The sequence below is a fragment of the Paenibacillus rhizosphaerae genome (assembly GCF_014192015.1).
GTDB classification, from domain to species: Bacteria; Bacillota; Bacilli; order Paenibacillales; family Paenibacillaceae; genus Paenibacillus_AQ; species Paenibacillus_AQ rhizosphaerae.
Genome location: NZ_JACHXJ010000003.1, coordinates 960,430 through 983,890 on the forward strand (window position 1 = coordinate 960,430; position 23,461 = coordinate 983,890).

The 23,461-nt window shown below is 53.5% G+C and carries 25 protein-coding genes and 3 pseudogenes; 6 read left to right on the top strand and 22 right to left on the bottom strand.

Annotated elements, in window-relative coordinates; genetic code table 11:
• Nucleotides 1-46: 46 nt before the first annotated feature.
• The 3 genes and pseudogenes from tyrS to FHS19_RS35020 all read right to left on the bottom strand — a co-directional run.
• Nucleotides 47-1,306 (bottom strand): tyrosine--tRNA ligase, encoded by a 1,260-nt coding sequence (tyrS, locus tag FHS19_RS21220; RefSeq protein WP_183583761.1) that lies wholly within the window; start codon nt 1,304-1,306, stop codon nt 47-49.
• A 433-nt stretch (nt 1,307-1,739) separates the two neighbouring features.
• On the bottom strand, nt 1,740-2,009 hold the full coding sequence (locus FHS19_RS21225; RefSeq protein ID WP_094595256.1) for a metal-sensitive transcriptional regulator: 270 nt from the start codon (nt 2,007-2,009) through the stop codon (nt 1,740-1,742).
• Between the two features lie 119 nt (nt 2,010-2,128).
• Nucleotides 2,129-2,494, bottom strand: a pseudogene (locus FHS19_RS35020) (sulfite exporter TauE/SafE family protein); the annotation flags it as partial.
• Between the two features lie 31 nt (nt 2,495-2,525).
• Between FHS19_RS35020 and FHS19_RS35025 the strand changes: the two are divergent.
• Nucleotides 2,526-2,648: an SDR family oxidoreductase gene (locus FHS19_RS35025; RefSeq protein WP_376771946.1), complete on the top strand. Its 123-nt coding sequence runs from the start codon at nt 2,526-2,528 to the stop codon at nt 2,646-2,648.
• Nucleotides 2,649-2,683: 35 nt separating this feature from the next.
• Here FHS19_RS35025 and FHS19_RS21235 read toward each other — a convergent pair whose 3' ends face one another.
• Together FHS19_RS21235 and FHS19_RS21240 are read right to left on the bottom strand one after the other, a co-directional pair.
• Nucleotides 2,684-2,905 (bottom strand): DUF6199 family natural product biosynthesis protein, encoded by a 222-nt coding sequence (locus tag FHS19_RS21235; RefSeq protein ID WP_183583763.1) that lies wholly within the window; start codon nt 2,903-2,905, stop codon nt 2,684-2,686.
• Between the two features lie 455 nt (nt 2,906-3,360).
• Nucleotides 3,361-3,558: a YqaE/Pmp3 family membrane protein gene (locus FHS19_RS21240; protein WP_183583764.1), complete on the bottom strand. Its 198-nt coding sequence runs from the start codon at nt 3,556-3,558 to the stop codon at nt 3,361-3,363.
• A gap of 131 nt (nt 3,559-3,689) precedes the next feature.
• On the opposite strand from FHS19_RS21240, the gene FHS19_RS21245 reads away from it, so the two are divergent.
• Nucleotides 3,690-4,370, top strand: a complete 681-nt coding sequence (locus FHS19_RS21245) for an SOS response-associated peptidase (protein WP_183583765.1) — start codon at nt 3,690-3,692, stop codon at nt 4,368-4,370.
• A 43-nt stretch (nt 4,371-4,413) separates the two neighbouring features.
• Here the strand turns inward: FHS19_RS21245 and FHS19_RS21250 are convergent.
• From FHS19_RS21250 to FHS19_RS35360, 3 genes and pseudogenes are all read right to left on the bottom strand, one after another.
• Nucleotides 4,414-4,699 (bottom strand): annotated as a pseudogene (locus tag FHS19_RS21250) (DUF4183 domain-containing protein).
• A gap of 129 nt (nt 4,700-4,828) precedes the next feature.
• A complete protein-coding gene (locus FHS19_RS21255; protein ID WP_221224015.1) occupies nt 4,829-5,125 on the bottom strand; it encodes a DUF4183 domain-containing protein in 297 nt (98 codons plus the stop codon).
• A 2-nt stretch (nt 5,126-5,127) separates the two neighbouring features.
• A complete protein-coding gene (locus FHS19_RS35360; RefSeq protein ID WP_221224016.1) occupies nt 5,128-5,634 on the bottom strand; it encodes a collagen-like domain-containing protein in 507 nt (168 codons plus the stop codon).
• Between the two features lie 210 nt (nt 5,635-5,844).
• Here FHS19_RS35360 and FHS19_RS21265 point away from each other — a divergent pair, with 210 nt between their 5' ends.
• Nucleotides 5,845-6,072, top strand: coding sequence for a hypothetical protein (locus tag FHS19_RS21265; RefSeq protein ID WP_089549950.1), 228 nt, complete (start codon nt 5,845-5,847; stop codon nt 6,070-6,072).
• Between the two features lie 148 nt (nt 6,073-6,220).
• Here FHS19_RS21265 and ppk1 read toward each other — a convergent pair whose 3' ends face one another.
• The 3 genes from ppk1 to FHS19_RS21280 form a co-directional block, all read right to left on the bottom strand.
• On the bottom strand, nt 6,221-8,359 hold the full coding sequence (ppk1, locus tag FHS19_RS21270; RefSeq protein ID WP_204797551.1) for a polyphosphate kinase 1: 2,139 nt from the start codon (nt 8,357-8,359) through the stop codon (nt 6,221-6,223).
• Nucleotides 8,356-9,267 (bottom strand): Ppx/GppA phosphatase family protein, encoded by a 912-nt coding sequence (locus FHS19_RS21275; RefSeq protein ID WP_183583766.1) that lies wholly within the window; start codon nt 9,265-9,267, stop codon nt 8,356-8,358. Before FHS19_RS21275 ends, ppk1 begins: the two co-directional genes overlap by 4 nt.
• Before the next feature lie 540 nt (nt 9,268-9,807).
• On the bottom strand, nt 9,808-11,643 hold the full coding sequence (locus FHS19_RS21280) for an ABC transporter ATP-binding protein (RefSeq protein ID WP_246426710.1): 1,836 nt from the start codon (nt 11,641-11,643) through the stop codon (nt 9,808-9,810).
• A 167-nt stretch (nt 11,644-11,810) separates the two neighbouring features.
• On the opposite strand from FHS19_RS21280, the gene FHS19_RS21285 reads away from it, so the two are divergent.
• Nucleotides 11,811-12,236, top strand: a complete 426-nt coding sequence (locus FHS19_RS21285; protein ID WP_204797557.1) for a MarR family winged helix-turn-helix transcriptional regulator — start codon at nt 11,811-11,813, stop codon at nt 12,234-12,236.
• Nucleotides 12,229-12,309, top strand: a pseudogene (locus FHS19_RS21290) (VOC family protein); the annotation flags it as partial. The gene FHS19_RS21285 and the pseudogene FHS19_RS21290, both read left to right, overlap by 8 nt.
• A gap of 89 nt (nt 12,310-12,398) precedes the next feature.
• On the opposite strand, the gene groL reads toward FHS19_RS21290, so the two are convergent.
• From groL to FHS19_RS21325, 7 genes are all read right to left on the bottom strand, one after another.
• Nucleotides 12,399-14,027, bottom strand: a complete 1,629-nt coding sequence (gene groL, locus FHS19_RS21295; RefSeq protein ID WP_183583768.1) for a chaperonin GroEL — start codon at nt 14,025-14,027, stop codon at nt 12,399-12,401.
• Between the two features lie 92 nt (nt 14,028-14,119).
• A complete protein-coding gene (gene groES / locus FHS19_RS21300) occupies nt 14,120-14,401 on the bottom strand; it encodes a co-chaperone GroES (protein WP_076174926.1) in 282 nt (93 codons plus the stop codon).
• Between the two features lie 371 nt (nt 14,402-14,772).
• Entirely contained in the window at nt 14,773-15,525 is a 753-nt protein-coding gene (gene tatC / locus FHS19_RS21305; RefSeq protein ID WP_183583995.1) for a twin-arginine translocase subunit TatC, read from the bottom strand.
• Between the two features lie 120 nt (nt 15,526-15,645).
• Nucleotides 15,646-15,903: a twin-arginine translocase TatA/TatE family subunit gene (locus FHS19_RS21310; RefSeq protein ID WP_076175208.1), complete on the bottom strand. Its 258-nt coding sequence runs from the start codon at nt 15,901-15,903 to the stop codon at nt 15,646-15,648.
• A gap of 219 nt (nt 15,904-16,122) precedes the next feature.
• Complete coding sequence (locus FHS19_RS21315) at nt 16,123-16,608, bottom strand: MogA/MoaB family molybdenum cofactor biosynthesis protein (RefSeq protein ID WP_183583769.1); 486 nt, start codon at nt 16,606-16,608, stop codon at nt 16,123-16,125.
• Nucleotides 16,609-16,687: 79 nt separating this feature from the next.
• A complete protein-coding gene (gene moaC / locus FHS19_RS21320; protein ID WP_183583770.1) occupies nt 16,688-17,161 on the bottom strand; it encodes a cyclic pyranopterin monophosphate synthase MoaC in 474 nt (157 codons plus the stop codon).
• On the bottom strand, nt 17,142-17,768 hold the full coding sequence (locus tag FHS19_RS21325; protein WP_183583771.1) for a 5-formyltetrahydrofolate cyclo-ligase: 627 nt from the start codon (nt 17,766-17,768) through the stop codon (nt 17,142-17,144). Before FHS19_RS21325 ends, moaC begins: the two co-directional genes overlap by 20 nt.
• Before the next feature lie 192 nt (nt 17,769-17,960).
• Between FHS19_RS21325 and FHS19_RS21330 the strand changes: the two genes are divergently transcribed.
• Nucleotides 17,961-19,925: an ABC-F family ATP-binding cassette domain-containing protein gene (locus FHS19_RS21330; RefSeq protein ID WP_183583772.1), complete on the top strand. Its 1,965-nt coding sequence runs from the start codon at nt 17,961-17,963 to the stop codon at nt 19,923-19,925.
• A 633-nt stretch (nt 19,926-20,558) separates the two neighbouring features.
• Here the strand turns inward: FHS19_RS21330 and tsaD are convergent.
• The 4 genes from tsaD to tsaE are packed head-to-tail and all read right to left on the bottom strand — an operon-like array spanning nt 20,559 to nt 23,409.
• Entirely contained in the window at nt 20,559-21,605 is a 1,047-nt protein-coding gene (gene tsaD / locus FHS19_RS21335; protein ID WP_183583773.1) for a tRNA (adenosine(37)-N6)-threonylcarbamoyltransferase complex transferase subunit TsaD, read from the bottom strand.
• Nucleotides 21,606-21,621: 16 nt separating this feature from the next.
• Nucleotides 21,622-22,122, bottom strand: coding sequence for a ribosomal protein S18-alanine N-acetyltransferase (gene rimI / locus FHS19_RS21340; RefSeq protein WP_183583774.1), 501 nt, complete (start codon nt 22,120-22,122; stop codon nt 21,622-21,624).
• 19 nt (nt 22,123-22,141) lie between these two features.
• Nucleotides 22,142-22,918 (bottom strand): tRNA (adenosine(37)-N6)-threonylcarbamoyltransferase complex dimerization subunit type 1 TsaB, encoded by a 777-nt coding sequence (gene tsaB / locus FHS19_RS21345; protein WP_183583775.1) that lies wholly within the window; start codon nt 22,916-22,918, stop codon nt 22,142-22,144.
• Nucleotides 22,915-23,409 (bottom strand): tRNA (adenosine(37)-N6)-threonylcarbamoyltransferase complex ATPase subunit type 1 TsaE, encoded by a 495-nt coding sequence (gene tsaE, locus FHS19_RS21350; RefSeq protein WP_376771934.1) that lies wholly within the window; start codon nt 23,407-23,409, stop codon nt 22,915-22,917. Before tsaE ends, tsaB begins: the two co-directional genes overlap by 4 nt.
• Nucleotides 23,410-23,461: the final 52 nt, after the last annotated feature.

Here is a 23,461-nt window from a genome sequence, read left to right on the forward strand (position 1 = left end):
TTGACGTTCTAACGCAGTTCTTGACCCCGATAAATCGTCCGGGAGACTAGGACAGCTTCACGAGATGGTATTTTTTCTTGCCTTTGCGGATGATGATAAACCGGCCTTCGATGGCGTGGTCCGCACTTACTTCCAGCTCGGCGTCGGTGACGCGCTCGCCGTTCATGGAGATGGCTCCCGAATTCAGATCCTCGCGCGCTTGGCGCTTGGACGGCTCGATGCCGATATCGACGAGCCAGTCGACGATGTTCTTGGATTCCTTCGACGCTTCAAACGTCGGCATTTCCTTGAAGCCCTGCTCGATTTCGTCCGCGGTGAGCGACTTGATGTCGCCGCTGAAAAGCGCAGCCGTGATCTTCTTAGCTTGGGCCAGCATTTCTTCGCCATGGACGAACCGGGTCATTTCCTCGGCCAGCGTAATCTGCGCTTCGCGTTTGTGCGGCTCGGTCTGCACCTTTTCGGCCAAAGCGTCGATCGCTTCTTTGTCCAGGAAGGTGAAGTACTTCAGGTACTTGACGACGTCGCGGTCATCCGTGTTCGCCCAGAACTGGTAGAACTCGTACGGCGTCGTTTTCTTCGGATCGAGCCAAATGGCGCCGCCGGCGGTTTTGCCGAATTTCGTACCGTCCGCCTTCAGCATAAGCGGAATGGTCAGGCCGAATGCTTTCGCTTCCGAGCCCTCCTTTTTCCGGATAAGATCCAGGCCGCTCGTGATGTTGCCCCATTGGTCGGAGCCGCCGATCTGCAGCTGGACGTCCTCTTCCCGGTACAGGTGCAGGAAGTCCATCGACTGCAGGATCTGGTAGGAAAATTCCGTGTACGAAATGCCGGTTTCGAGCCGGTTTGCAACGATATCCTTGGCCAGCATCGTGTTGATGCTGAAGTTTTTCCCGTAATCGCGGAGAAAATCAATGACGTTCAGCTGATGCGTCCAGTCATAGTTATTCACCATGCGCAGCTGGTTGTCGCCTTCCGTAAGGAACAGCTTCTTCATTTGGGCGGTGAGGGCGTCCACGTTCGCCTGCACCTGCTCCATCGTCTGCAGCGTACGTTCGGACTGGCGTCCGCTCGGGTCGCCGATCGTTCCGGTCGCGCCGCCGATCAGAATGACCGGCCGGTGTCCGGCCAGCTGGAACCGTTTCAGCATCATGAACGGGATGAGGTGCCCGATGTGCATGCTGTCCCCGGTCGGGTCGACGCCGCAGTACAGGGAGATCGATTTCTCCTCCGTCAATTGGCGGAGTCCCTCCGCGTCCGTCTGTTGGTTAATGGCCTCGCGCCATTCCAGTTCGTCAATAATGTTCATTCCTTGTCCAGCTCCTTTGTTTGTTTATGATATATGGGGCTAAAAATCGGTTATACATGGATCGAGGCGGGCTCTGCCCGGATGCAAGGCTTCCTCATGAAGACGGGAAACGCAAAAAATCGCCCCCCGGCCTGAAACAGACCTAAGGGACGATTGTAAATAACCGTGTTACCACCCACATTGCGCAGGGCCGCCTCGTTCAAGGCATGCTGCACCACTCGACGGCGCATGTAACGTTGGCCATTCCGCTTGGCATTACCCAAGATACTCCAGAGTGTAATTCGTCAGGACCGTGTGCTGCCGGGTCGCATCGACCCCCGGCTTTCTGAGAACAGGGACTTCCCGCTACTTCGCTCTTTCCGCGTATATTCCGAATATTCATATGGATAAGCAAAGTATATTGATTTCCTCCGGGGTTGTCAAATGCCAGGGTTTACCGGCTTTTCACCAGCAGCTCCACGGCTTCCTTCACCATTTTTCCGGTGTCCATATTCCCGGCCGCCTGTTCCGCCAAGATACACTGCTGCAGGTTTTCGGCGACGATCTGGGCGATCGCCTTGTCCGAGGCGTTGCGCACGGCGGACAATTGGGAAACGACCTCCTTGCATGATTTTCCTTCATCCATAAGGCGCAGCACGCCCCGGATCTGCCCTTCGATGCGGCGCAGACGTGTTTTCATTTCATCCGTATAATTGTATTCCATGTGAGGATCCCACCTTTTCTATCGATATACCGGTATGGGTATATTATAGAGCAAAAAAAACAAAACTACACTTGCACGGTTCCGGATGCCGCAATGAAACTTATTCCATCCGGCCCTTCTTACAGCAGGGACGCCCAGATTTTCACGGCCGTGAGGGCAATTAACACCACCAGCGCATACCGCAATAATGTCACGTTCATCCTGGAGCTGATCCTCGATCCGAGCGGTGCTCCGATCAGGCTGCCGAGGACGGTAAAGACGGTCGGTCCGAGCGGAATGCCCCCGCCGGATATTTTGCAGATGACCCCGCCGACCGCCGAAATCAGCACGATGGCCAGCGAGGTAGCGATCGTCGTCCGGATGGGAATGCGCAGCACTGTCAGCATGATCGGAATCAGTATAAACGATCCGCCCGCACCCACGATGCCGGAAACAGCGCCGACCAGAAAAGCCGCCGTGACGGCCGCGGTTTTGTTAAACGCAACGGGCGGCTATATGCCCGAAGAAGTCAGCAGTATGCGGATCGGCCGCTACGCGCAGCCGGAGGAACTCGCCGAAATGGTCTCTTTCCTGGCCTCAGACCGGTCGAGCTATATGGTCGGCTCCGTAGTCCTCGTGGACGGCGGCCTGACACTGTAAGCGGCTTAGCGTTTAAGAGAAAAACCTCTCTGGAATCAGAGAGGTTTTTTGTATTCAAATACTATAGACACCTGCCAAACATAACAGCCCGCCAAAATGATCAGGATCATGCCGGCAAAGCGAAGGTACCAACGCCGATCCTCGCTCAGCTCCGCATACCGGTCTTCGCCGAATCTGCGGAACCACCACGATTCCGGCTTTTTTCTGGCAAACCATCCAATCGCAACAAACACGATTCCCATAATCAGCACCGGCATATGTATCGACTCCTTTATGGATAGAACGGGATCACGCAGCCGGCCGTTCCGGAATAATCAAGTCAGCTCATAACGTTCGATTGGATTATACCTCAAATTTTTCAGTGGGCCACCCCTTTTATATCAATTGCTGACCGCTCACGGAGCAAATGACACATGCTGGATGATGTAACGTACCACAAAAAAACTGATGATAAACAGTGCCGCCAACCCGAGCAGGAAAAAAATCAGAATCTTATCCCCTAAGGAAAAACGCTTCATGGGTTCCACCTCGCATCTTTTCCTTAATTATACAGGAAAGTGAATCCTATGTTAATTTTCCCTGCCAAAGAAAACGGCTGACCGAAATAACATGGTTGGATCCCATACAAAAGAAAAGGCCCCTATTCGGGAACCTTTAACTTGATATTAGACCTATATTATAAAACGTCGATTTACTTAAGAATACCCTCATTTTATCGATGCTCTTCCCGAATAGCCCGTACGATCCGATCCGTCCGTTGATCCGCTTTGTATGAATGAACCACAAGCATCGCATGAATGACGCCCGGAATGTAGCCGATGCACGTTAGGATGATGCTTAAGATGAACTGTCCCAGTTTACCGCAGCTCAGAACGGCCAGCGGCGGAAGAAAGCATAATAAATAACGCATTGGCGTTAACCTCGTTTCTGTTTGAATACTCTATAATACGACGCCGCTGTGTCTTCGTTTCATTTTTGCACGCCTCACTCATTTTTGGGGTAATAAAAAGAAACGCTGGGATCAAATAAGGAGGACATGACATGTGCGGACGTTATACATTGGCGGTTGAAGAAGAGGAGCTCGTCCAACTGTTTGACATCGGTGAGGTCCAGTATGAGATCACTCCCCGGTATAATATAGCCCCGACGCAAACGGTTGCGGGCCTTCGAAGCGATCACGGTAAGCGGATACTGCAGGGGTTTCACTGGGGGCTGCTGCCGTTCTGGGCCAAGACGAAAAAGATGGCCTACCATACGTTTAATGCCCGTGCGGAGTCGATTGACAGCAAGCCGGCATTTCGGTCAGCTTTTCCTGAGAAACGAATGGCCGTGTTGGCCGACGGATTCTACGAATGGACTCATGAAGGCGATCATAAGCAGCCCTACCGGTTCCGGGTGAAATCGAGAGACGTGTTTGCCTTTGCCGGCCTGTACGATGATTGGAAAAGCCCAGAGGGCGAGCTGATCACGAGCTGCACGATCATTACGACAAAGCCGAACTCCCTTACGAAGAAGGTCCACGACCGTATGCCCGTTATTCTTGGTGAGGAAGAGCTGAACATTTGGCTGGATCCCGGCGTGTCCGATAAGGACTTGCTGCAGGGACTGCTGCGGCCTCACGAGGCAGAGGACATGTACTCCTATCCCGTATCGAGATCGGTCGGAAATGTACGGAACGAAGGAAAAGAATTGATCGAGCAAACCGCCCTCAATTCCAAATAACATGCAAAGAGGACCTCCGGCCGATCCGTTATTCCTCGTCTGATCAAGAAACAACAATCTGAACGACAACCGGGGTACCGGGGTCCAACACGTCGCCTCCAGGAATGGTAAGCGTCGTTGTCGTCACTGACGAGACGTCGGCCGTCTGCATCAAACCGTTCAAATAAAGGTTGTAGTAATTGAACGTCCCCGGAAAAGCCGTGGCAGCCACTCCCGCGTCATTGGTGAAGGCTGTTGCGGCAATGACGAAGGTCGCTCCCGTTCCGGTACCTGAACCAATGGTTGCAGTGAATTCTAACGCTGTTCTGATATGGGGATACGATTGGCATATTCTCCCCTCCCTTTTTGGTTGAGGAACATCCAGGTTTTCAAACCAGAATCTTTGAAAACCATCCGATCCTCTTCCCTAGTAAATGCAGGAAGGTTTGAATCGGCGTGGGGGAAAATACAAAAAAGTGCTAGACTGTAACATTCGCCGTTAACTGCACCGTTTCCAAAACAATAGGAGTCCCCGCATAGATCGTCGTGCTTTGCGGCGGAAAATATAGTTCCGACGGATTGACGCTGTACGAATTTCCCGGCTGGATGATCCCGTTGATATAGAGGTTGCTGAAACTATTGGGCCCAAGCGTCGAAAAATCCGCAACCGCGTCACCTTCATCATTCGTGAATTGACTGACCGCGACCGCAGCTGACTCCGTTAAATCCAGATCTGTCTCCGGCATGTAAAAATAACGGGCTGCCGTCGGTAACACGATTACTCCTGGTATAACGACGGGTCCAGGCGGTCCCTGCGGACCTTCGGGTCCTTCTGGACCTGCCCTGGAATTCCCGGTGCGCCTGGTGTCCCTTGCATCCCTGATGCTCCTTGGGGGCCAGGGCCTCCCGGTTGTCCGGGGAGACCCTGTGCGCCTTGCGGCCCCTCCGGCCCGCGGAGGCTTGCCGTCCCCGAAGGGCCTTGCACCCCTTGTATGCCTTGCGGTCCGGGAATCCCGGGCAGTCCTGCCGTACCATCCGTCTCCCGTTCCGCTCTGGGGTCATGAGCGCGCTGCATCCCGGTCCATAGGGCCAGCTCTGCTTTGATTTGTGACTTGGCTTCCTCGATTGCTGCTTGTAAGGCATGCTGATCAATAAAGATTCGGATCTTCCGTTTTCTTTGACGCTTCGCCTTTTGGTTACCAACGCTCTTTTTGATTCTTTTAGCACCGGTGCACTTTCGTTTTTTCTTTACATATGTGCGCTTCGTTTTCCCTCCTTTTCCCATTAGCGGCACCCTTCCCTTAAAAAAATAAGGAATATGTGTATAACATATGTATATGTCCAGTACGTATCATGGGAGTGGACTAATCACTTTCTTCGGTGTTACCGGATAGAGGTTGGAGAATAAGGCGTAATGAGAAAAACTGGTGGCACCCATGCAAATCGCTTTCCGTTCGGGTACAATAAAACCAAACGACTTATGGAGGCTGCAACGATGAATATGGAAGAAGAACCAAAGCAACAGGCGATTCCCGCCGAAGACGACCAAGGCAATTTCAAGCTGCTCGACACCCAGCGCATTCTCTCGATCACGTCCGAAATCGAGGGCGATGAGGACAGCGCGGCGATTTTCCATTATGACGACGGCAAAAAATATAAATACGTGCACAGCGAAAAAGCCATGAAGCAGTTCGGGGAGTGGATTCAAAAAGGGGAAGGTTAACTCTAAAGTTGAAGGTCGAAAGGCTCCTAGGCAGCTTTATTTATTTGGCGCACAGCTATTAAAAAAGATGGCCCCTGTATCCGTACGGGAGTCATCTTTTTTAACTATTGTTATCGTGGATGGTAATAGTACTGAATATTTTGTCCAATCAATGCTGCAGCAAACGGGCCCACCTGCGCCAAAAGCGCACATGTCTCGGCTGCCGCCGATCCATGCCCTGCGTCGCCTCTTCGATGAAATGTTTCTGGCTGTCCATCAGGTTGGCTTCATACGGCGAGGACAGCCGTTTGTACTGCCCGTTGCCGGACATCTGTCTTGCTTTATCATTGTCCTGCAGCATAACATCCAGATGGTGTAGGATGCGCTGCTTCAGTCGTGGGTCATACACCGGGCAAGCCGTCTCGACACGACGGGTCGTGCTGCGCGTCATTAAGTCCCCTGACGAAATGTAGATGGAGCAGTCTTCATCCGCACCGAAGCAAAAGATCCGGGAATGCTCCAGAAAACGTCCCACGATGCTGCGAACCGTAATATTGTCCGTTTTTCCCGGGACTCCCGGCAGCAGGCAGCATATCCCGCGGATGATGAGCTGGACCGGAACGCCGGCTTCCGAAGCCTCGAACAGCTTCTGCAAAATTTCCCTGTCCGTCAAGGAATTGGATTTCATTAAAATCCGGCACGGCTCGCCCCGCCCCGCTTTCTCAATCTCCCGGTCCATGCATTCAAGCAGCGGCTGCTTGAAATGATTCGGCGCGACGAGCAGATGCCGATACTGCCCGTCCAGATTCGATATCGCCATATTTTTGAAAAAGGCATCCGCGTCGCGCCCGATCTCTTCATGCGAGGTCATCATCGAGACATCCGTGTACAGCTTAGCGGTTTTTTCGTTGTAATTGCCTGTGCTGATCTGCGTAATATATTGAATTTTATTCCGGTCCTTGCGGGTAATGAGGCATATCTTGCTGTGCACCTTAAAGCCCTCGACGCCATAGATGACCTGGCAGCCGGCCTCTTCCAGCCGCTCGGCCCAGTCAATATTATTTTGTTCATCGAATCTCGCCTGCAGCTCAATCAAGACGGTGACGTCCTTCCCGTTTTCGGCTGCGAGGCATAAATACTGGGTAATGATCGAGTGCTGAGCCAACCGGTAAATCGTGATCTTGATCGACACGACATGAGGATCCTCGGCGCTTTCCTTGAGCAGCTGCAGAAAAGGCTCCATCGAATCATAGGGGTAAAAGAGCATCATATCTTCCTTCAGGCACCATTCCGTGACCGTAGGGTAGGCCTGCGTATCGAGAAGATTGTTGGCCCTGAAAGGAGGATACGTGCACTTCATTTCCAAATGCTTCGGCATGCGTTGGATCAACTCGAACGGATAATTCAGCACGATCGGTGCCACGCTGTTGAACACCTGTTTGCGGCTCAAATGCAGCTTGTCGCACAACAATTGCCCGACACGTTTGGGAAGCTGGCCTTCGACCTCTAATCGGACCGGTGCCAGGCGCGCCCGCTTCTTAAGCGTCTTCTTCATCAGCTGCCGGATATCGTCATCGTCGTCGTATTCCAGATGTTCGTCGTCCAGCGCAATATCGGCGTTCCGGGTAACGGCTACCAATTGGGTGCTGCTCACTTTATACATATTGAACAGCTGCTTGGCATATCCAAGGATGACATGGCTCGTCAATATGTACCGAAACGAGTCTCCAGGTAATTGGATGAAGTCCGGAAAAGACGGCGAGACCGGGATAATGCCGAGCGTCTGGTTCTTGTCCTCGAAACTGCACATCACGTACTGCTGCTTGTTCATCAGATGCGGAAACGGATGATGCGAATCGACCACAATCGGCGACAGGACCGGGAAAATATGCTCTGCATAATAATCCTCAATGAACTTTTTCTCCTGCTTGCTGAGGTCCTCCATGCCGACGCGGTAAATCTGATAGTTCTCCAAAGCTTGTTCGATCTGGGCAAAAATAGCGTTTCGCTTCTCATAATAAGGCTCGGTGGCCTCAAAAATGGATTTCAGCTGCTCCTCAGCCGTCCATCCGGTTTTGTTATCCCTATGCTCTTCCTTCATACCGGCCAAGTCTGTTAAACTGCCGACCCGAATCATATAGAACTCATCCAAATTGCTGGTGAAGATGGAAACGAATTTCAGACGCTCGAACAGCGGAACCCGCTCGTCCATCGCTTCCTCAAGCACGCGCTCATTAAACCTGAGCCAGGATAGCTCCCGGTTCTGCATAAAGGGGGTTTGTGTTTTCAATGGCGTGGAGGCTGTCATTTCTCTTCACTTCCTTTGGCTAAGCGATCATATAAAAACCCTTCACGAACACCAAAGCGACTGATATGCACCACTTCGCTTTGAAAAAACCGGGCGATTTCGTTAAGCAAAATCATCCCTGGTATCAGGGTGTGAATCCGATCCGGCGTCTTCACCAAGATGGGAGCGATATGCTTTTTTTTGTGATTTTTAAAACGCCGAATCATCCCTTGCAGCTCTTCGATGCTCATCTGGTTGGCATGGTCCGTTTCGCTAAGAACGCCCTTCAATTTGAAGGATGCGCGGATCGTGCCCCCAACGCCGCAGATCGGCAGGGGATCCAGTTCCGGGATGGACATGGCCTCCAGCTGCTTTTGCACCAGTTCCGCAATCGCTTGACGCTCTTTTTCGGACGGAATAATTTTCTCGACGCATTTCTCATAGGCATTCAAACATCCGATAGGCAGGCTATCGCTGTAACAAATCTCTTTATTTTGAAAAACGGCAATTTCAGAGCTCCCGCCGCCGATATCGACGAGTACGCCCTCCTCCAGCTCTACGCTGTGCATGGCTCCTACATAGCTTAGCCGGGCCTCTTCATCGCCTGAAATCACCTCCACCTCAATGCCGGCGCTCTCGCGGATCGCATCGACCACTTGCCGGGTATTGGCGATATTGCGGATGGCGGCCGTTGCAAACACATGAATGCTATCCGGTGTTACGGGCAGCTGCTTCAGCATGCTCATATAGTCGTTCAGGGTCTGGCAGACGACGCGTATGCCGGCGTCACTCATGCGCTTCCTGTCGATATAATGGACGAGCCCGGCCATAGTCTTGCGATGAAATAATACCTGTGTATCCTGACCTTCGTATTGGTATACGGTCAGACGGATCGTGTTCGATCCGACGTCGACGATTGCAGCTATCAACCTGTTCACCACACCTTAAATCTACATTTTCTCTCATATATTAATCTCGAAATGTTATCGCAATGTAAAATCAGGAAGATGTCCTAGAAATAGCCGCAAATTAGGTCGATAACCGCACAGGAAGAGTCAGGATTTCCGGCTGAGCAGCATCATCATGCGCGTTACGGATAGCACGGAAACCAGCAGCAGGACGATCTCGGCCTGATCCGCAACGATTAGCCATGCTCCCACCTTGTTATGCGGTTGCGGCCGGAGGCTTTGAAATGCCTAGTCTGCATCAAGCCGCCCATAACAATAAGCAGGTTCATATGCGTTTCGCTGTTCCGGCAGCAAAAAAACGTCAAGTACATGGAGGAATGTACCTAACGTTTACGCGTTTCCAGTCATTTGAGCCCTTCTCTTTAGACCGCGTACTGGCTTCCAGCCGGTTCGTGGACTGGCGATTTCCTTCGTGTTTCCCCATCCACCCTCCGTCCGACGTCCTACTCCAGGGAAGTCATGAACGTCGGGCCGGGGGTATGAAAAATGTCATATCGTAGACTACAATTCGGTGCTGAATGCTTTTCGTTCAAACTGCTTGCTGTGCAGATCGGTATAAACCCCGTTTTTAAGTAGAAGTTCTCCATGATTTCCCTCCTCAATAATAGCTCCGTCCTTAACGACGAGAATCTTGTCGGCGGCCATGATCGTGGAGAGGCGGTGGGCGATCACGATGCTCGTTTTGTCCCTCAGAAGGAGATGCATCGCTTTTTGAATGTAATATTCCGATGCCGTGTCCAGCGATGAGGTAGCCTCATCCATAATAATAATGGACGGGTTTTTCAAAAGAACTCTCGCAATGGAAATTCTCTGTTTCTCGCCTCCGGACAGCTTGATTCCCCGGTTTCCGACGACCGTGTCGTACCCTTCGGGTAGCCCGGTGATTAAATCATGAATATACGCCGCTTTGCAGGCCTTGATCATCTCTTCCTCGCTCGCACCGCTATCTGCGTACAACAAGTTCTCTCGTATCGTTCCGTTGAAGAGGTAACTATCCTGTGTGACGAGGCCAATTTGCGAGCGCAAGGATTCCAGCGTCATATCGCGAATATCCGTCCCTCCGATGCAGATGCTTCCGGCATCCATCTCGTAAAGACGCGGAATCAGGTTGGTGATGGTCGTTTTCCCGGCTCCGCTCGGGCCGACGAGGGCAGTCATTGTGCCGGAGGCTGCGGTGAAAGAAATGTCCTTCAAGGCCTGTTTATCCTTCTGGTACGCAAAACACACGTCTTTGAAAACGATGTCTTGTTTCATTAAGTCCACGGCCTTGACAGGAGGCAGATCCACGATTCCGGGCTCCATATCAAAATAATCAAAAATACGTTCAAAGAGCGCAACCGATCTTTTAATATCCACGTATAGATTCGTCATTTGGCCAAAGGGGCCGTAAATCCGTCCGAGCAGCGCCACAAAGCTGATAATCGCTCCGACCGTAATTTCTCCATGGATGAACAGGTAACCTCCGTACAGATAAATAAGCATCGGTCCCAGGCTCGTAAACGTAGATAAGATCATCATGAACCAGCGGCCGGCCATGGATTCCCGGATCTGGAGCCGCGTCGACTCCCTGTTAATGGTTCTGAAGCTGTCATACTCCTTCTCTTCCCGCGTGAACAGCTTCATCAACAAATAACCGCTGAGGCTCAGCGTCTCCTGAATGATATGGTTCTGTTCAGACATTTTTTCCTGCGTCTGCTTGGCCAGCTTCCATCGCACGTTGCCCATTTTTCTTGTCGGTATAATAAACAATGGCACGATCAAGATGCCCATGACGGCTAGCTTCCAATTCATGACCACAAGCGTGGCAACCGTGGTGCAAAGCACGAACAGATTACTGGCAAAATTGATCACCGTGCTGTTGAAGACGCCTTGGATGCCGGAAATATCGCTCGTCATCCGCGTAATGACCTCACCCTGCTTGACGGCGGAGAAAAACTGCAGAGGCATTTGCTGCAAATGCCTGTACATCTGATTCTTCATATCGAAAACGATACTCTGAGAGATAAAAGAGTTTAAATAGCTCTGCCATACGCCGAGCAGTCCCGACACGACTGTGGTTCCCAGTGAAATCAGCACCAGCTCTGCCAGAAGTCTCATATTTTTGTCCGGAAGCGCATGATCGACGATCCGCTGGATCAGAATCGGAGGCAGCAGCCCCAATAAAGACGAAACCAGCAGGATCAACAGCACCAGCATCGTCTGCTTCCAATATGGCTTGAAATACTTGAAAATACGAATCAGCATAGCCTTCGACATATTGGGTTTCTGCTGAGTGTCATCGAATTTCATCCTGCCAAAGCCCGCCCCTGGCATGCCTCCCCCATACATTTTGGACATGGGTCACCCTCCCTATGGTTATGGATACATTGATCAGATTATTGACTTGATAATAAGGTACCTGTATGATTATGTCAAGGTACCTTATTATCAGGTACCTGAATATTAAGGAGGAACGAACCATGAACGAAAACAATACAAGCTTAATGGAAGAGATATTCCAGTTTATGAAACTATTGCGCAGATATCAGTTTCATGTTCGCGGAGATCAGGATCATTTCGGAGATCCCCACCGGGGACAAGGACGAGTGCTCGCGCTTCTGAAAATAAAACCTGAAATTACGCAAAAGGAGTTGACGTATTTGCTCAATATGCGTAATCAGTCTCTTGGCGAGCTCCTCACCAAACTCGAGCGGAATGGCTTAATCACCAGAGCCCCGTCGGAAGATGACCGCAGGGTCATGAACGTAAAACTGACGGAAGCCGGGGCGAAAGCCGCCGATCAGCTCGAACAGCAGCAGCAGGATGAGAATAAGCTCTTCGATTGCCTGAATGAAGAAGAGCAGGCCAAATTAAGCGAATATATGAATCGATTGATCAATCAGATGGAGCAGCAGTTGGGAGGCGATGCAGGTTCGGGAGACAGAGAATGACAGTTACTTTCCAACGGAACAACAAGTGGTGTTAAATTTCCAAGTGCATAATCTAAACGAGACGATCAAACACGAGTAAGTTTCCTACCGATTATATACAAAAAAGGCTCCCTCGCGGGAGCCTTTCTCTTATTGCTATAATCAGGCTTTGGGAGCCTTATATTACATCATGCCGCCCATGCCGCCCATGCCGCCCATGTCTGGAGCAGCAGCCTTCTCAGGCTCTGGCTTGTCGGCGATTACGGCTTCTGTGGTCAGGAACATAGCCGCAACGGAAGCTGCGTTTTGCAGAGCGGAACGCGTTACTTTCGCAGGGTCAACGATCCCTGCTTCGAACATGTTCACCCACTCGTCCGTAGCCGCGTTGTAGCCGATGCCCACTTTTTCTTTCTTCAAGCGGTCCACGATAACGGAACCTTCTTGGCCAGCGTTGGCAGCGATCGTGCGGATTGGCTCTTCGAGAGCGCGCAGAACGATGTTCACGCCTGTTCTCTCGTCGCCAGTCACGTCAACAGCAGCTACCGCATGGAATACGTTCACGAGGGCTGTACCGCCACCGGATACGATGCCTTCTTCAACCGCAGCGCGGGTTGCGTTCAGGGCGTCTTCGATGCGCAGTTTGCGCTCTTTCAGTTCGGTTTCGGTTGCAGCACCGACTTTGATCACCGCTACGCCGCCAGCCAGTTTAGCCAGACGCTCTTGCAGTTTCTCTTTGTCGAATTCGGAAGTGGTTTCTTCCAGCTGCGCACGGATTTGGGAGATGCGTGCGTTGATGTCGCTCTTCTCGCCGCTTCCGTCAACGATGGTCGTGTTTTCTTTCGTTACGCGCACTTGACGGGCGTTACCCAATTGCTCGATGGATGTAGTCTTCAGATCCAGTCCGAGCTTCTCGGTGATCACTTGGCCGCCAGTCAGGGCAGCGATATCCTGCAGCATCGCTTCGCGACGGTCGCCAAAGCCAGGAGCTTTAACAGCTACCGCGTTGAACGTGCCGCGCAGTTTGTTCACGATCAGCATCGCTTGAGCTTCGCCTTCGATGTCTTCGGCGATGATCACAAGCGGTCTGGCTTGTTGAACGATCTTTTCAAGCAGCGGCAGGATTTCCTGCGTGCTGCTGATTTTTTTGTCAGTGATCAGGATGTATGGATTTTCAAGCACAGCTTCCATTTTATCCGTGTCTGTGATCATGTATGGGGAAATGTAGCCGCGGTCGAACTGCATACCTTCCACGACTTCAAGCTCAGTAGCAAATCCGCGGGATTCCTCAACGGTGATAACGCCGTCTTTGCCCACTTTTTCCATGGCTTCGGCGATCAGTTGGCCCACTTCTTCGTCAGCTGCGGAAATGGAAGCGACTTGAGCGATTTCCTGATGTCCTTTAACTTCGTTTGCGATGTTCTTCAGCTCAGCAACTGCCGCTTTAACCGCTTTGTCGATCCCTTTGCGGACAACCATCGGGTTAGCGCCTGCAGTTACGTTCTTCAGACCTTCGCGGATCATGGCTTGAGCCAGAACCGTAGCAGTCGTCGTACCGTCACCGGCTACATCGTTCGTTTTGGTTGCTACTTCTTTAACGAGCTGAGCGCCCATGTTTTCAAAAGCGTCTTCCAGTTCGATTTCTTTGGCGATCGTCACACCGTCATTGGTAATGAGCGGGCTGCCGAATTTTTTCTCCAGAACGACGTTGCGGCCTTTAGGTCCGAGCGTCACTTTTACAGCGTTAGCCAAAGCGTCTACACCACGCAGCATGGAGCGGCGTGCGTCTTCACTGAAACGGATATCTTTTGCCATGTTGATAAAAACCTCCCATAAATGATATAGATGTTGCTCATATGTTCAGGCTCTTCGCCGAAAATTCAATCCTTGCCGGATCAAAGAAACGCTTAGCCTACGATTGCATGTATGTCGCTTTCTTTCATAATCAAATATTCTTTACCTTCATATTTGATTTCTGTTCCGGCATATTTGGAGAACAATACACGGTCGCCTTCTTTAACTTCCAAAGGAACGCGTGCCCCGTCTTTAACGGCTCCGCTGCCAACAGCGATAATTTTGCCTTCTTGCGGCTTTTCCTTGGCGGAGTCCGGAAGGACAATCCCGAACGAAGTCGTTTCCTCTTGTTGGATTGGTTCTACCAAAACGCGGTCACCCAAAGGTTTGATCATGAAAAATAGCCTCCTTATTTAGTATGTTGTGCTTCGGTTAAAGTCTGGTTGACGATTCTTGTTAGCACTCGACAACGTTCAGTGCTAACAACCACTTTTATGATACTCAACTTGGGAACAGATTTCAAGTCCTCTTTGAAGCATTTTTCTAAGAACTTCACACTTTTCATAGCACCTCCGCCGAACCCGTCCCATCCTCCGCCGGACAAGCCTGTTACAGGCCTCCGCAGCGAATAAGACACCCTCCATCATTGTATCCACCCGAATCCGAAATATGCCGTTTTCCGTGATTTCTGAAAAAGAAATGCGCGTTTTCGAAGAAAAGAAAAAAGCATTCTTTTTCCGTCAAGAAAAAGAATGCCTGTGTCCTCTTATTGCGGTTCGGCCGGGAACCGGTATCTGGCCTCCACCGCCGCATCCGCGGCCAGCTGCTTGCGGTACACGACAGAGGATAAAAACACGCTGAATTCATACAGCACAAGCAGCGGAATCGTCACGAGAAAATCCGAAATGAAGTCCGGCGGCGTAATGACGATCGCGATAAATACGAGGGCAAAATAGGCGACTTTCCGCATTTTCCGCAGCCGCAGCGGGTTCAGAATCCGCAGCTTGGTCAGAAACATGACGATGATCGGCAGCTCGAACAGCAGTGCCACCGGCACGACCAATGTAAACAAAAAGCTGAAGTATTGGGAGATGCCGTACGTCTCCTTTAGTCCCATCGACTCGGTCACCTGGGTCGTAAAGCCCAGCGCCATCGGGAATACAACGTAATAGCCGAAGGCAAGACCGGCCAGGAACAGCAGGAATACGTAAGGCACATAGCGCAGCGCGGCTTTGCGTTCCACTTCACGGAGTCCCGGGCTGACGAAGGCCCACAGCTGGTACGCCGTAAACGGAATCGTCGCTACGAGCGATACGATCATGGCGATCTTCATGTACATGCCGATCCCGTCCCAGAAGGAAAATGCGTGCAGCTCGAAATCCTTGGCCGAGTCGACGCTGATCAGGTACTGGTAGATGGGATTGGCGCAGACCAGGCCGACCACAAGCCCGAGCACCAGCACGACCAGGATGTATATGATCCGTTTGCGCAGCTCGCCCAAATGCTCGACGATCGACATTTCTTCCTGTTTTTCCACGTGAGGTCACCTTCCTTCTCGGTTCCTAAGCCTTCCGGACAAAACAAAATCCCTCCCCGCAAGGAAGGGATGGATATGGACTGCCTGGATTTCTCCCCGAAATCACTCCGGCAGGCGCTTATCTTGGGCAGCGCTGCTCTGCACAGGTGCAGGCTGCTGCGTTTCACTTGCGGCCAGCGGCTTAGGCTCGCTCTTGCGCGGCGCCTGATCGTCCTCGCCGATGATATCGCGGGCACCGTCCTTGAACTCGCGGAATGTGCGGCCTACGGCCCGTCCGAGTTCAGGAAGCTTGTTGGGTCCAAACAGCAGCAATGCCAAAATGACCAGTAAAATAATCCCTGGCACTCCGATTCCACTCAGCATATAGTATTCTCCTCTCTGTACTTTACTCTTAACCAAAATCCGGATATGTAACACACCGTGTCCGAGTAAAGCAGATCATTGATGGAAGTTTGCATGTCGATTGGGCTTGTTCACAGCAATGACATAAAATTGCCACACCGCCATCATACCATAACACGGATGATTACAATATCAATTAAGTGTGACAATTTTGAAAAAAGTCAGGTAAATGCTGGATTATTGGCGGAATTGCCCGGTCACCATCAGCAGCGCTTCCGGCAGCTGGTCCATAATGGCCGCCAAATGCTCGTGCACGCCCTTGGGCGAACCCGGCAGGTTGACGATCAGCGTCCGTCCGCGGATGCCGACAATGCCGCGGAACAGCATGGCGGCGCGGTTCTTCTGCATGACGGTCGCCCGCATGGCCTCCGCAATCCCCGGCACCTCCCGCTCGATAACCCGGCGGGTGGCCTCCGGCGTTACGTCCCGGATGGCAAGCTCCGTACCTCCGGTCGTGAGCACCAGATCCGCCTGGAAATAATCCGTTAATTCAATGAGCGACGCGATGATATCATCCTGCTCGTCGGGAACGATGCGGTACTCCACGATCTCCCCGCCCAGTTCCTCCTCCACCAGCTCCCGGATGACCTGTGCGCTCGTATCTTCACGTTCACCTCGGGCTCCCTTATCGCTTGCCGTCAGGATCGCTGTTCTCCACACCATAAGATCACCCCTCCTCCTTTAACCCTAAGTTCTTATCTTTGTGAACCCTCTGATCCGAGCAGGTCTTCTTCGACTATGCTCAAGCTTCGCGGCTGTAATCGCCGCTCTTGCCCCCGGTCTTGGATTCCAGCCGGGTCGGACCGATGACCATATCCTTCTGCAGCGCCTTGCACATGTCATAGACGGTCAGGGCGGCAGCCGATACGGCGGTCAGCGCCTCCATCTCGACGCCGGTCTTGCCCGTGGTCTTCACGGTTCCTTCTATATAAAGTTCATCATTTCCATTATCGCTGAAATGAATATCAATGCCTGTCAGCGGCAGCGGGTGGCACATCGGAATGATATCCGACGTTTTCTTCGCCGCCATGACGCCGGCGACGGAAGCGACGGCGAGCACGTCTCCTTTGCCGATCCGCCCTTCCTTGATCCGCGCCAGCGTCTCCGGCGCCATCGTGACCGTCGTGCAGGCCACCGCCGTACGCGCGGTGACGTCCTTCTCCGAGACGTCCACCATTTTGGCCCGGCCTTGTTCGTTAAAATGCGTCAGATCCATCGTCAGCCCCCTCGTTCATCGTGTATATCCCTTGGTCGGTTATGAGGACCTGAAGACGGGCGTCGTTCTCGTCCATGGGGACCCGGTCCACGACCTGCGGCGCAAAACCGATCCCCGCCCACACGGGCATGGTACCGTCCCCGGCCTCAGCGGACCACCGTTCGTGCAGCCGGTCGTAGTAACCCGCACCGTAACCGAGTCGGCCGCCCTCCATATCAAAAGCGAGACCGGGCACCAGCACCGCATCCGGCAGCACTCCGTCCGGCTCGGCCTGCACCTGCCCGGGATCCGGCTCCAGGATGCCGTATGCGCCGGCCTGAAGCTCGCCCCACCGCCGCAGCCGGTGAATCGTCATGGAACGATCCTCCGGTTGGCAGCGCGGGACGTACACATCCACGCCCCGAAGCCAGGCCCGCTCGATCAGCGGCCGCGTGTCCAGCTCGCTTCGGAACGGAACGTACACCATTACGCTCCGGCAGCCAGACGCTTCCATCCACGCCCATGCATGACGGCAAGCCTGATCGGAGGCGTGTCTTCGCTCCTCTTCCGGCAGACCATCCCGCACCTGCCGCATGGCAAAGCGAAGACGCGCCTTCTCTTCTTTCATTCAAGCCGCCCCCTGTGGCATCCAACGACGCTTTCGATATTCAGTCCTGCATCCGTTGATTTGCTCTTATCTTACCACTGTTGCTTCTCTTTCGCCAAGATTGTCCTGAAGTCCTGCACCGCAAGTCGCGCATTCTCCGTATTTCATGTAAACTGATCTTATTAAGATGATAGATGGAGGTTGCAACGGCACATGCTTCTTCAAGCGAGTGGAATCAAAAAATTATACGGCATCACGCCCGTGCTGGAAGGCATCAACCTGCAGGTTCAGGAGAGGGAACGCATTGGCCTCGTCGGCGTCAACGGCGCGGGCAAGTCGACCCTTCTGCAAATTTTGGCAGGGGAAATGTCCTATGACGGCGGGCAAATTTATAAATCGAAGGAAACGACGATCGGTTATCTCGCCCAGAACAGCGGTCTGCAGTCCGACCGCACCATTTGGGAAGAAATGCTGAATGTGTTCACCCCTTTAATCGAAACGGAAAAAGAGCTCCGGGTGATGGAGCAGCAGATCGCCGATCCGGCGGTCATGGACAATCCGAAGAAATACCAGGAGCTTCTGGACCGCTATGCCTCCCGTTCGGACTGGTTCAAGGACCACGGAGGCTACGAAATGGAGACGCGGATCCGCAGCGTGCTGCACGGCATGGGCTTTGGCAGCTTTGCGCCGGAGACCCCGATCGCCACGCTCAGCGGCGGGCAGAAAACCCGGCTCGCGCTGGCGCGCATCCTGCTGCAGGCCCCGGACCTGCTCATGCTCGACGAGCCGACCAACCACCTGGACATTGCGACGCTGACCTGGCTCGAGGATTATTTGCGCGCGTATTCCGGATCGCTGCTGGTCGTATCCCATGACCGGTATTTTCTGGACCGCCTCGTAACGACCATCGTCGAGATCGAGCGGCATCAATCCAAGCGGTATACGGGCAATTACAGCCGGTATATGGAGCTCAAGGCGGCCGAGTACGAATCCCAAATGAAGATGTACGAGAAGCAGCAGGACGAGATCGCCAAGATGGAAGCTTTTATCCAGCGCAACATCGTCCGCGCGTCGACCACCAAGCGGGCCCAAAGCCGTCGTAAGGCACTCGAGAAAATGGACCGGATGGACAAACCGGCCGGCGATTTGAAGAAGGCCCACTTCTCCTTCGAGGTCGAGTACATGTCCGGCAAGGAAGTGCTGCAGGTTCGGGACTTGTCCGTGTCGTTCCAGCCACCGAAGGCGCTGTTTAAGGACGTATCCTTCGACCTGCGCCGCGGAGAAACGGTCGCGCTCATCGGGCCGAACGGGATCGGCAAATCGACCCTGCTCAAGTGCCTGATCGGAAGCAGCCAGCCGCAGACCGGGGCAATCCACTGGGGGACCAAGGTCAAAATCGGGTATTACGACCAGGAACAGACCAACCTTAATCCTTCCAATACCGTGCTCGAGGAGCTCTGGAGCGCCTACCCGCACATGGAAGAGGCCCGGATTCGCACCGTGCTCGGCAACTTCCTGTTCAGCGGCGAGGACGTGCTCAAGAAAATCGCTGCGCTCAGCGGCGGCGAGAAGGCCCGGGTATCGCTGGCCAAGCTGATGCTGCTGGAAGCCAACATGCTTATACTGGACGAGCCGACCAACCATTTGGACCTCTTCAGCAAGGAAGTGCTGGAGTCGGCCCTGATCGATTATGAAGGCACCCTGCTGTTTATTTCGCATGACCGGTACTTTCTGAACAAAATGGCCGAACGCATTATTGAGCTTCATCCCGAAGGGACCGAGCATTATCTCGGCAACTATGACGACTATGTAGCGAAAAAGCAGGAGCTGGAGGAGCTCAGCCAAGAAGCGCTTGAGCAGGCAGGCGGAGCCGCTGGCAAGAACAGCCCGTCCAAGCCGGAGGCAGCAAACGATAACGGCGATAAATCCGGCGTATCTTCGTTCGAGGCCGACAAGCAGGCCAAGCGCGAGGAGCGAAACCGTCAGCGCAGACTTGCCGTGCTGGAGGAGCAGATCCAGAGCCTGGAAGAGGAAATTTCGGAACTAGACGCGGAAATGGCCAAGCCGGAGGTTTACCAGGACTATGTCGCGTTGCAGGAGCATCAGCAGCAGCAGGAGGAAAAGAAAAGCCAGCTGGAAACGGTTTATGCCGAATGGGAGACATTGGCCGCGGAGTAAGCCGATTTTCCACAAATGGAGCCGGCGGAAGCTCAAATGTTCGAACTTTTGTCAAATTTACAAAAAAAGTTTTGATGTTAAGATTCCACTTATTCACAGCCTTATCCCCAAAAAAAGTGCATAACTTCCAACAAAAGATGGCCTTAAGGGCCTTTTTTTGTTGAGCAAATGCGCCTCTTTGTAAAATATCCATCTTTATCCACCAAATTATCCACATTATCCACAGTTCCCACAGGAAACCTGTGAAAAACCTATCCCCGATTTTCACCCCTTTATAAACCAGCGGTTTTATTAAGAAACAGGTGGTTGTGCACAATTTCGTTGGTATATGTGGATAACCTTGTCCACATCTTGACAAGGACCAGGTCCTAAGATATAGCCCCAAAATAGGTCCCGATCTGCCGATTCGCTTTTTTTTCCGACAAGCATGACAGGAGCCTTCGACGGCATGGCGGCTTTTTCGTCTCCTATTCTCGGACAACAACCGCCATCACCGCCAAGGATGCAAAACAGCCTGCCGTCTCATCAACGAGACAACAGGCTGTTCACTTTCACCAGGTCTATGTTTGCTGATTTCCCTCCGGCTCGGGCCGGGTATCATGATCGGGAAAGCGTACGGCCGGGCGTTCGGGCTCAAGCGCGGACGGACCATTCCTCCAGCGAAAATTGCGGCATCGCCCGCAGATCCAAACCGGCGAACTGCTGCTCCTTCCATTTCAAATAAGCGGCAGCTCCGATCATGGCCGCATTATCCGTGCAGTATTTGAACGGCGGGATAACCAGCTCGATCCCCTCCTGCTCGCACTGGCGGGACAGCTCCGCCCGCAGGCCCTTGTTCGCCGCCACGCCCCCGCACAGCAGCAGCTGCTTCGCATGGTAAGATTTCACCGCGCGTATCGACTTGGTAACGAGCACTTCCACGACGGATTCCTGGAAGCCGCGGGCAATCGCGCCCTCCGCGGCCGGCTCTCCGCGCATTTTGCGCTGGTTCACCACGTTCAGCACCGCCGACTTCAAGCCGCTGAAGCTGAAATCGTAGCTGTCCGGCTCAAGCCAGACCCGCGGAAGCGGAATGGCCTCTTCCGATTCCAGCGCTAGACGGTCCACATGCGGGCCGCCCGGATACGGAAAGCCGAGCGCCCGCGCCACTTTGTCGTACGCCTCGCCGACCGCGTCATCCCTCGTGCGCCCGATGACTTCGAAGTGGCCCTCTTTTTCCAGGTAGACCAGCTCCGTATGCCCGCCGGAAGTCACCAGCGCCATACATGGGTACTTCAGGTCGGCCACCAGGTTGTTGGCGTAAATATGGCCGGCAATATGATGCGTGCCGATGAGCGGCTTCGAGAGCGCAAACGCCAGACTGGTCGCTGCGACGACGCCTACAAGCAGAGCTCCGACGAGACCGGGGCCTTGGGTGACGGCAATCGCCGACAAGTCCTGCAGGGTGATGCCCGCGGCCTGCACCGCCTCCTGAAGCATCAGCGTAATATTTTCAACATGCTTGCGGGAAGCGACCTCCGGCACGACACCGCCGAACGCCTTGTGGGTTTCGATCTGGCTGGCGATCAGGTTGCTGAGCACCTCTTTGCCGTCTTTGACCACCGCGGCGGACGTTTCGTCACAGCTCGTTTCCACCGCCAGAATATAGCATGGTTGTGATTGTATGTTGGCTTGATTCATTTGTGTACTTTCCTTCCTAGCCGCGGGCGTTCTGACTGCGGTCCGGAAACAGCTCGGCCCACATGATCATCGCGTCCTCCTGGTTGTCCGAATAATACCCTTTTCGGAGCCCGGCCGGCTCGAATCCCATTTTCATATATAAGTTTTGCGCCACCCGGTTGGAGACCCGGACTTCGAGCGTCATCCGTTTCATCCCAAGCTGCGAAGCCGTCTTCATCAGTTCAAGCAGCAGGCGCTCTCCCCATTTGCGGCCGCGGTACGGGGACAAAACGGCAATATTCGTCACGTGCGCTTCGTCAATGACCGTCCACATCCCCGCATATCCGACAGGTTCCCCGTTCCATTCCATCATCATATAACGTGCAAAATGATTATGCGTCAGCTCGTTCCGGAACGCCTCCTCCGTCCAGGGCAGAGTGAATGCGTCATGCTCGATCACCATCACGGCGGGTATATCCTCTAATGTCATCGGACGGAAAGTTAATCCTTCCGCTTCCTGTTTGATCTCCTGCTCCATGATTGTCAAAAGACTCCCTTCACGGCTTGCGCAGGAGCTTTTCAGCTTCGGCAAGCTGCGTATAGTTTGGCACCAGGGCGTGCAGCTCATCCCGCTCTCCCCGGAGGAGGCGGTCCGCACCAAGCTTTCCTACCGGCTCCCCTTTCATATCGCAGGAAGTCAGATGAAGCCGGTCTCCCAGTATGGGACGCAGCCGCTGCGCCGATTCTTGATGATTGCCGATCTCGCCGACAAAATGGACGGCATCCGGCCATTCTTCCTCCGGTATGGACAAGAGGAGCTGCTCCAGCTCCTCCACCCACGGCTGCATCAGGCGGATGGCATCGTCCTTCTTCCGCTGCGGGATGACCGCCTGCCCGGCCGCAAACAAGGCCGTATACGCCTGGCCCCTTCTGGCGTCCACGAGCGGAATGACCCAGCTCTTCCCGCCTGGAGCCCGTGAATCCGGGCCGGCTATCAGTCCGCTCCAGGCCAGCGCATGCAGGCTGGAAATGCCGGCAACCGGCACGTTCCAGGCCCAGGCCAGCGTCTTGGCGGCCGTGACGGCAATCCGGGTCCCGGTATAAGAACCCGGGCCAACGCCGACGGCAACGCCATCGACTTGGGATGCTTCCACGCCGGCTTCCCGGAGGCCTTTCTGGATCAAAGGCAGCAGATGGACCGAATGATTCCGCTCGCCTGAAGCTTCGATCGTATGGAGCACGCGGCCGTTCTCCATTATCGCCAGCGCCAGGCTGGCCGTCGAGGTGTCCAGCGCCAAAAACCGCCGCAGCGGCTGTGAATTCTCGTTATTCATGTTGATACGACTCCATTTCTGTTCAAACTGCCGACCCATTCTTCATAAGGCTGTCCATACCCCCGGACCGTAAAGCTTCGCTCCGTGAGGCCGGCAGTCTCGATGTAGATATGCAAATGCCGGTCCGGCAGCAGTTCTTCGATGATTTGCGACCATTCGACCAGGCTGACGCCGTTTCCGAAGAAGTACTCGTCCAGTCCCAGATCCTCGGCCTCCTCCAGAGACACCCGGTAGACATCCATATGGTAAAAGGGCAGCCGCCCTTCGTATTCCTTAATAATGGTGAATGTGGGGCTGTTCACAACATCCTGCACGCCAAAATGCCTGGCGAACGCCTGCGAAAAGGCGGTCTTTCCCGCCCCCAGATCGCCGTCCAGACCGATCACGGTCCCCGGCTCCGCTACGCCGGCCAGCCACGCGGCCAGCGCTTCCGTATCCTCGGGGCTGCGGGAGGAATAGATGAACGGTTTCCCGTTATGATTGCTTTCCACGATGGGATTCCACCCTTCTCCTTCCAAATCCTTGAATGCAAACTTGCCCTTA

Coding starts and splice junctions, on each gene's coding strand:
- tsaD (WP_183583773.1), bottom strand. CDS start 21,605: ATGAATCAAGCCAACATACAATCACAACCATGCTATATTCTGGCGGTG.
- tyrS (WP_183583761.1), bottom strand. CDS start 1,306: ATGAACATTATTGACGAACTGGAATGGCGCGAGGCCATTAACCAACAG.
- FHS19_RS21265 (WP_089549950.1), top strand. CDS start 5,845: ATGAATATGGAAGAAGAACCAAAGCAACAGGCGATTCCCGCCGAAGAC.
- FHS19_RS21325 (WP_183583771.1), bottom strand. CDS start 17,768: ATGAAAGAAGAGAAGGCGCGTCTTCGCTTTGCCATGCGGCAGGTGCGG.
- FHS19_RS21245 (WP_183583765.1), top strand. CDS start 3,690: ATGTGCGGACGTTATACATTGGCGGTTGAAGAAGAGGAGCTCGTCCAA.
- FHS19_RS35025 (WP_376771946.1), top strand. CDS start 2,526: ATGCGGATCGGCCGCTACGCGCAGCCGGAGGAACTCGCCGAAATGGTC.
- tsaB (WP_183583775.1), bottom strand. CDS start 22,918: ATGAATAACGAGAATTCACAGCCGCTGCGGCGGTTTTTGGCGCTGGAC.
- FHS19_RS21225 (WP_094595256.1), bottom strand. CDS start 2,009: ATGGAATACAATTATACGGATGAAATGAAAACACGTCTGCGCCGCATC.
- ppk1 (WP_204797551.1), bottom strand. CDS start 8,359: ATGACAGCCTCCACGCCATTGAAAACACAAACCCCCTTTATGCAGAAC.
- moaC (WP_183583770.1), bottom strand. CDS start 17,161: ATGGATCTGACGCATTTTAACGAACAAGGCCGGGCCAAAATGGTGGAC.
- FHS19_RS21235 (WP_183583763.1), bottom strand. CDS start 2,905: ATGCCGGTGCTGATTATGGGAATCGTGTTTGTTGCGATTGGATGGTTT.
- FHS19_RS21240 (WP_183583764.1), bottom strand. CDS start 3,558: ATGCGTTATTTATTATGCTTTCTTCCGCCGCTGGCCGTTCTGAGCTGC.
- FHS19_RS21330 (WP_183583772.1), top strand. CDS start 17,961: ATGCTTCTTCAAGCGAGTGGAATCAAAAAATTATACGGCATCACGCCC.
- FHS19_RS21280 (WP_246426710.1), bottom strand. CDS start 11,643: ATGTCCAAAATGTATGGGGGAGGCATGCCAGGGGCGGGCTTTGGCAGG.
- FHS19_RS35360 (WP_221224016.1), bottom strand. CDS start 5,634: ATGGGAAAAGGAGGGAAAACGAAGCGCACATATGTAAAGAAAAAACGA.
- FHS19_RS21315 (WP_183583769.1), bottom strand. CDS start 16,608: ATGGTGTGGAGAACAGCGATCCTGACGGCAAGCGATAAGGGAGCCCGA.
- tatC (WP_183583995.1), bottom strand. CDS start 15,525: ATGTCGATCGTCGAGCATTTGGGCGAGCTGCGCAAACGGATCATATAC.
- rimI (WP_183583774.1), bottom strand. CDS start 22,122: ATGGAGCAGGAGATCAAACAGGAAGCGGAAGGATTAACTTTCCGTCCG.
- groES (WP_076174926.1), bottom strand. CDS start 14,401: ATGATCAAACCTTTGGGTGACCGCGTTTTGGTAGAACCAATCCAACAA.
- groL (WP_183583768.1), bottom strand. CDS start 14,027: ATGGCAAAAGATATCCGTTTCAGTGAAGACGCACGCCGCTCCATGCTG.
- FHS19_RS21285 (WP_204797557.1), top strand. CDS start 11,811: ATGAAACTATTGCGCAGATATCAGTTTCATGTTCGCGGAGATCAGGAT.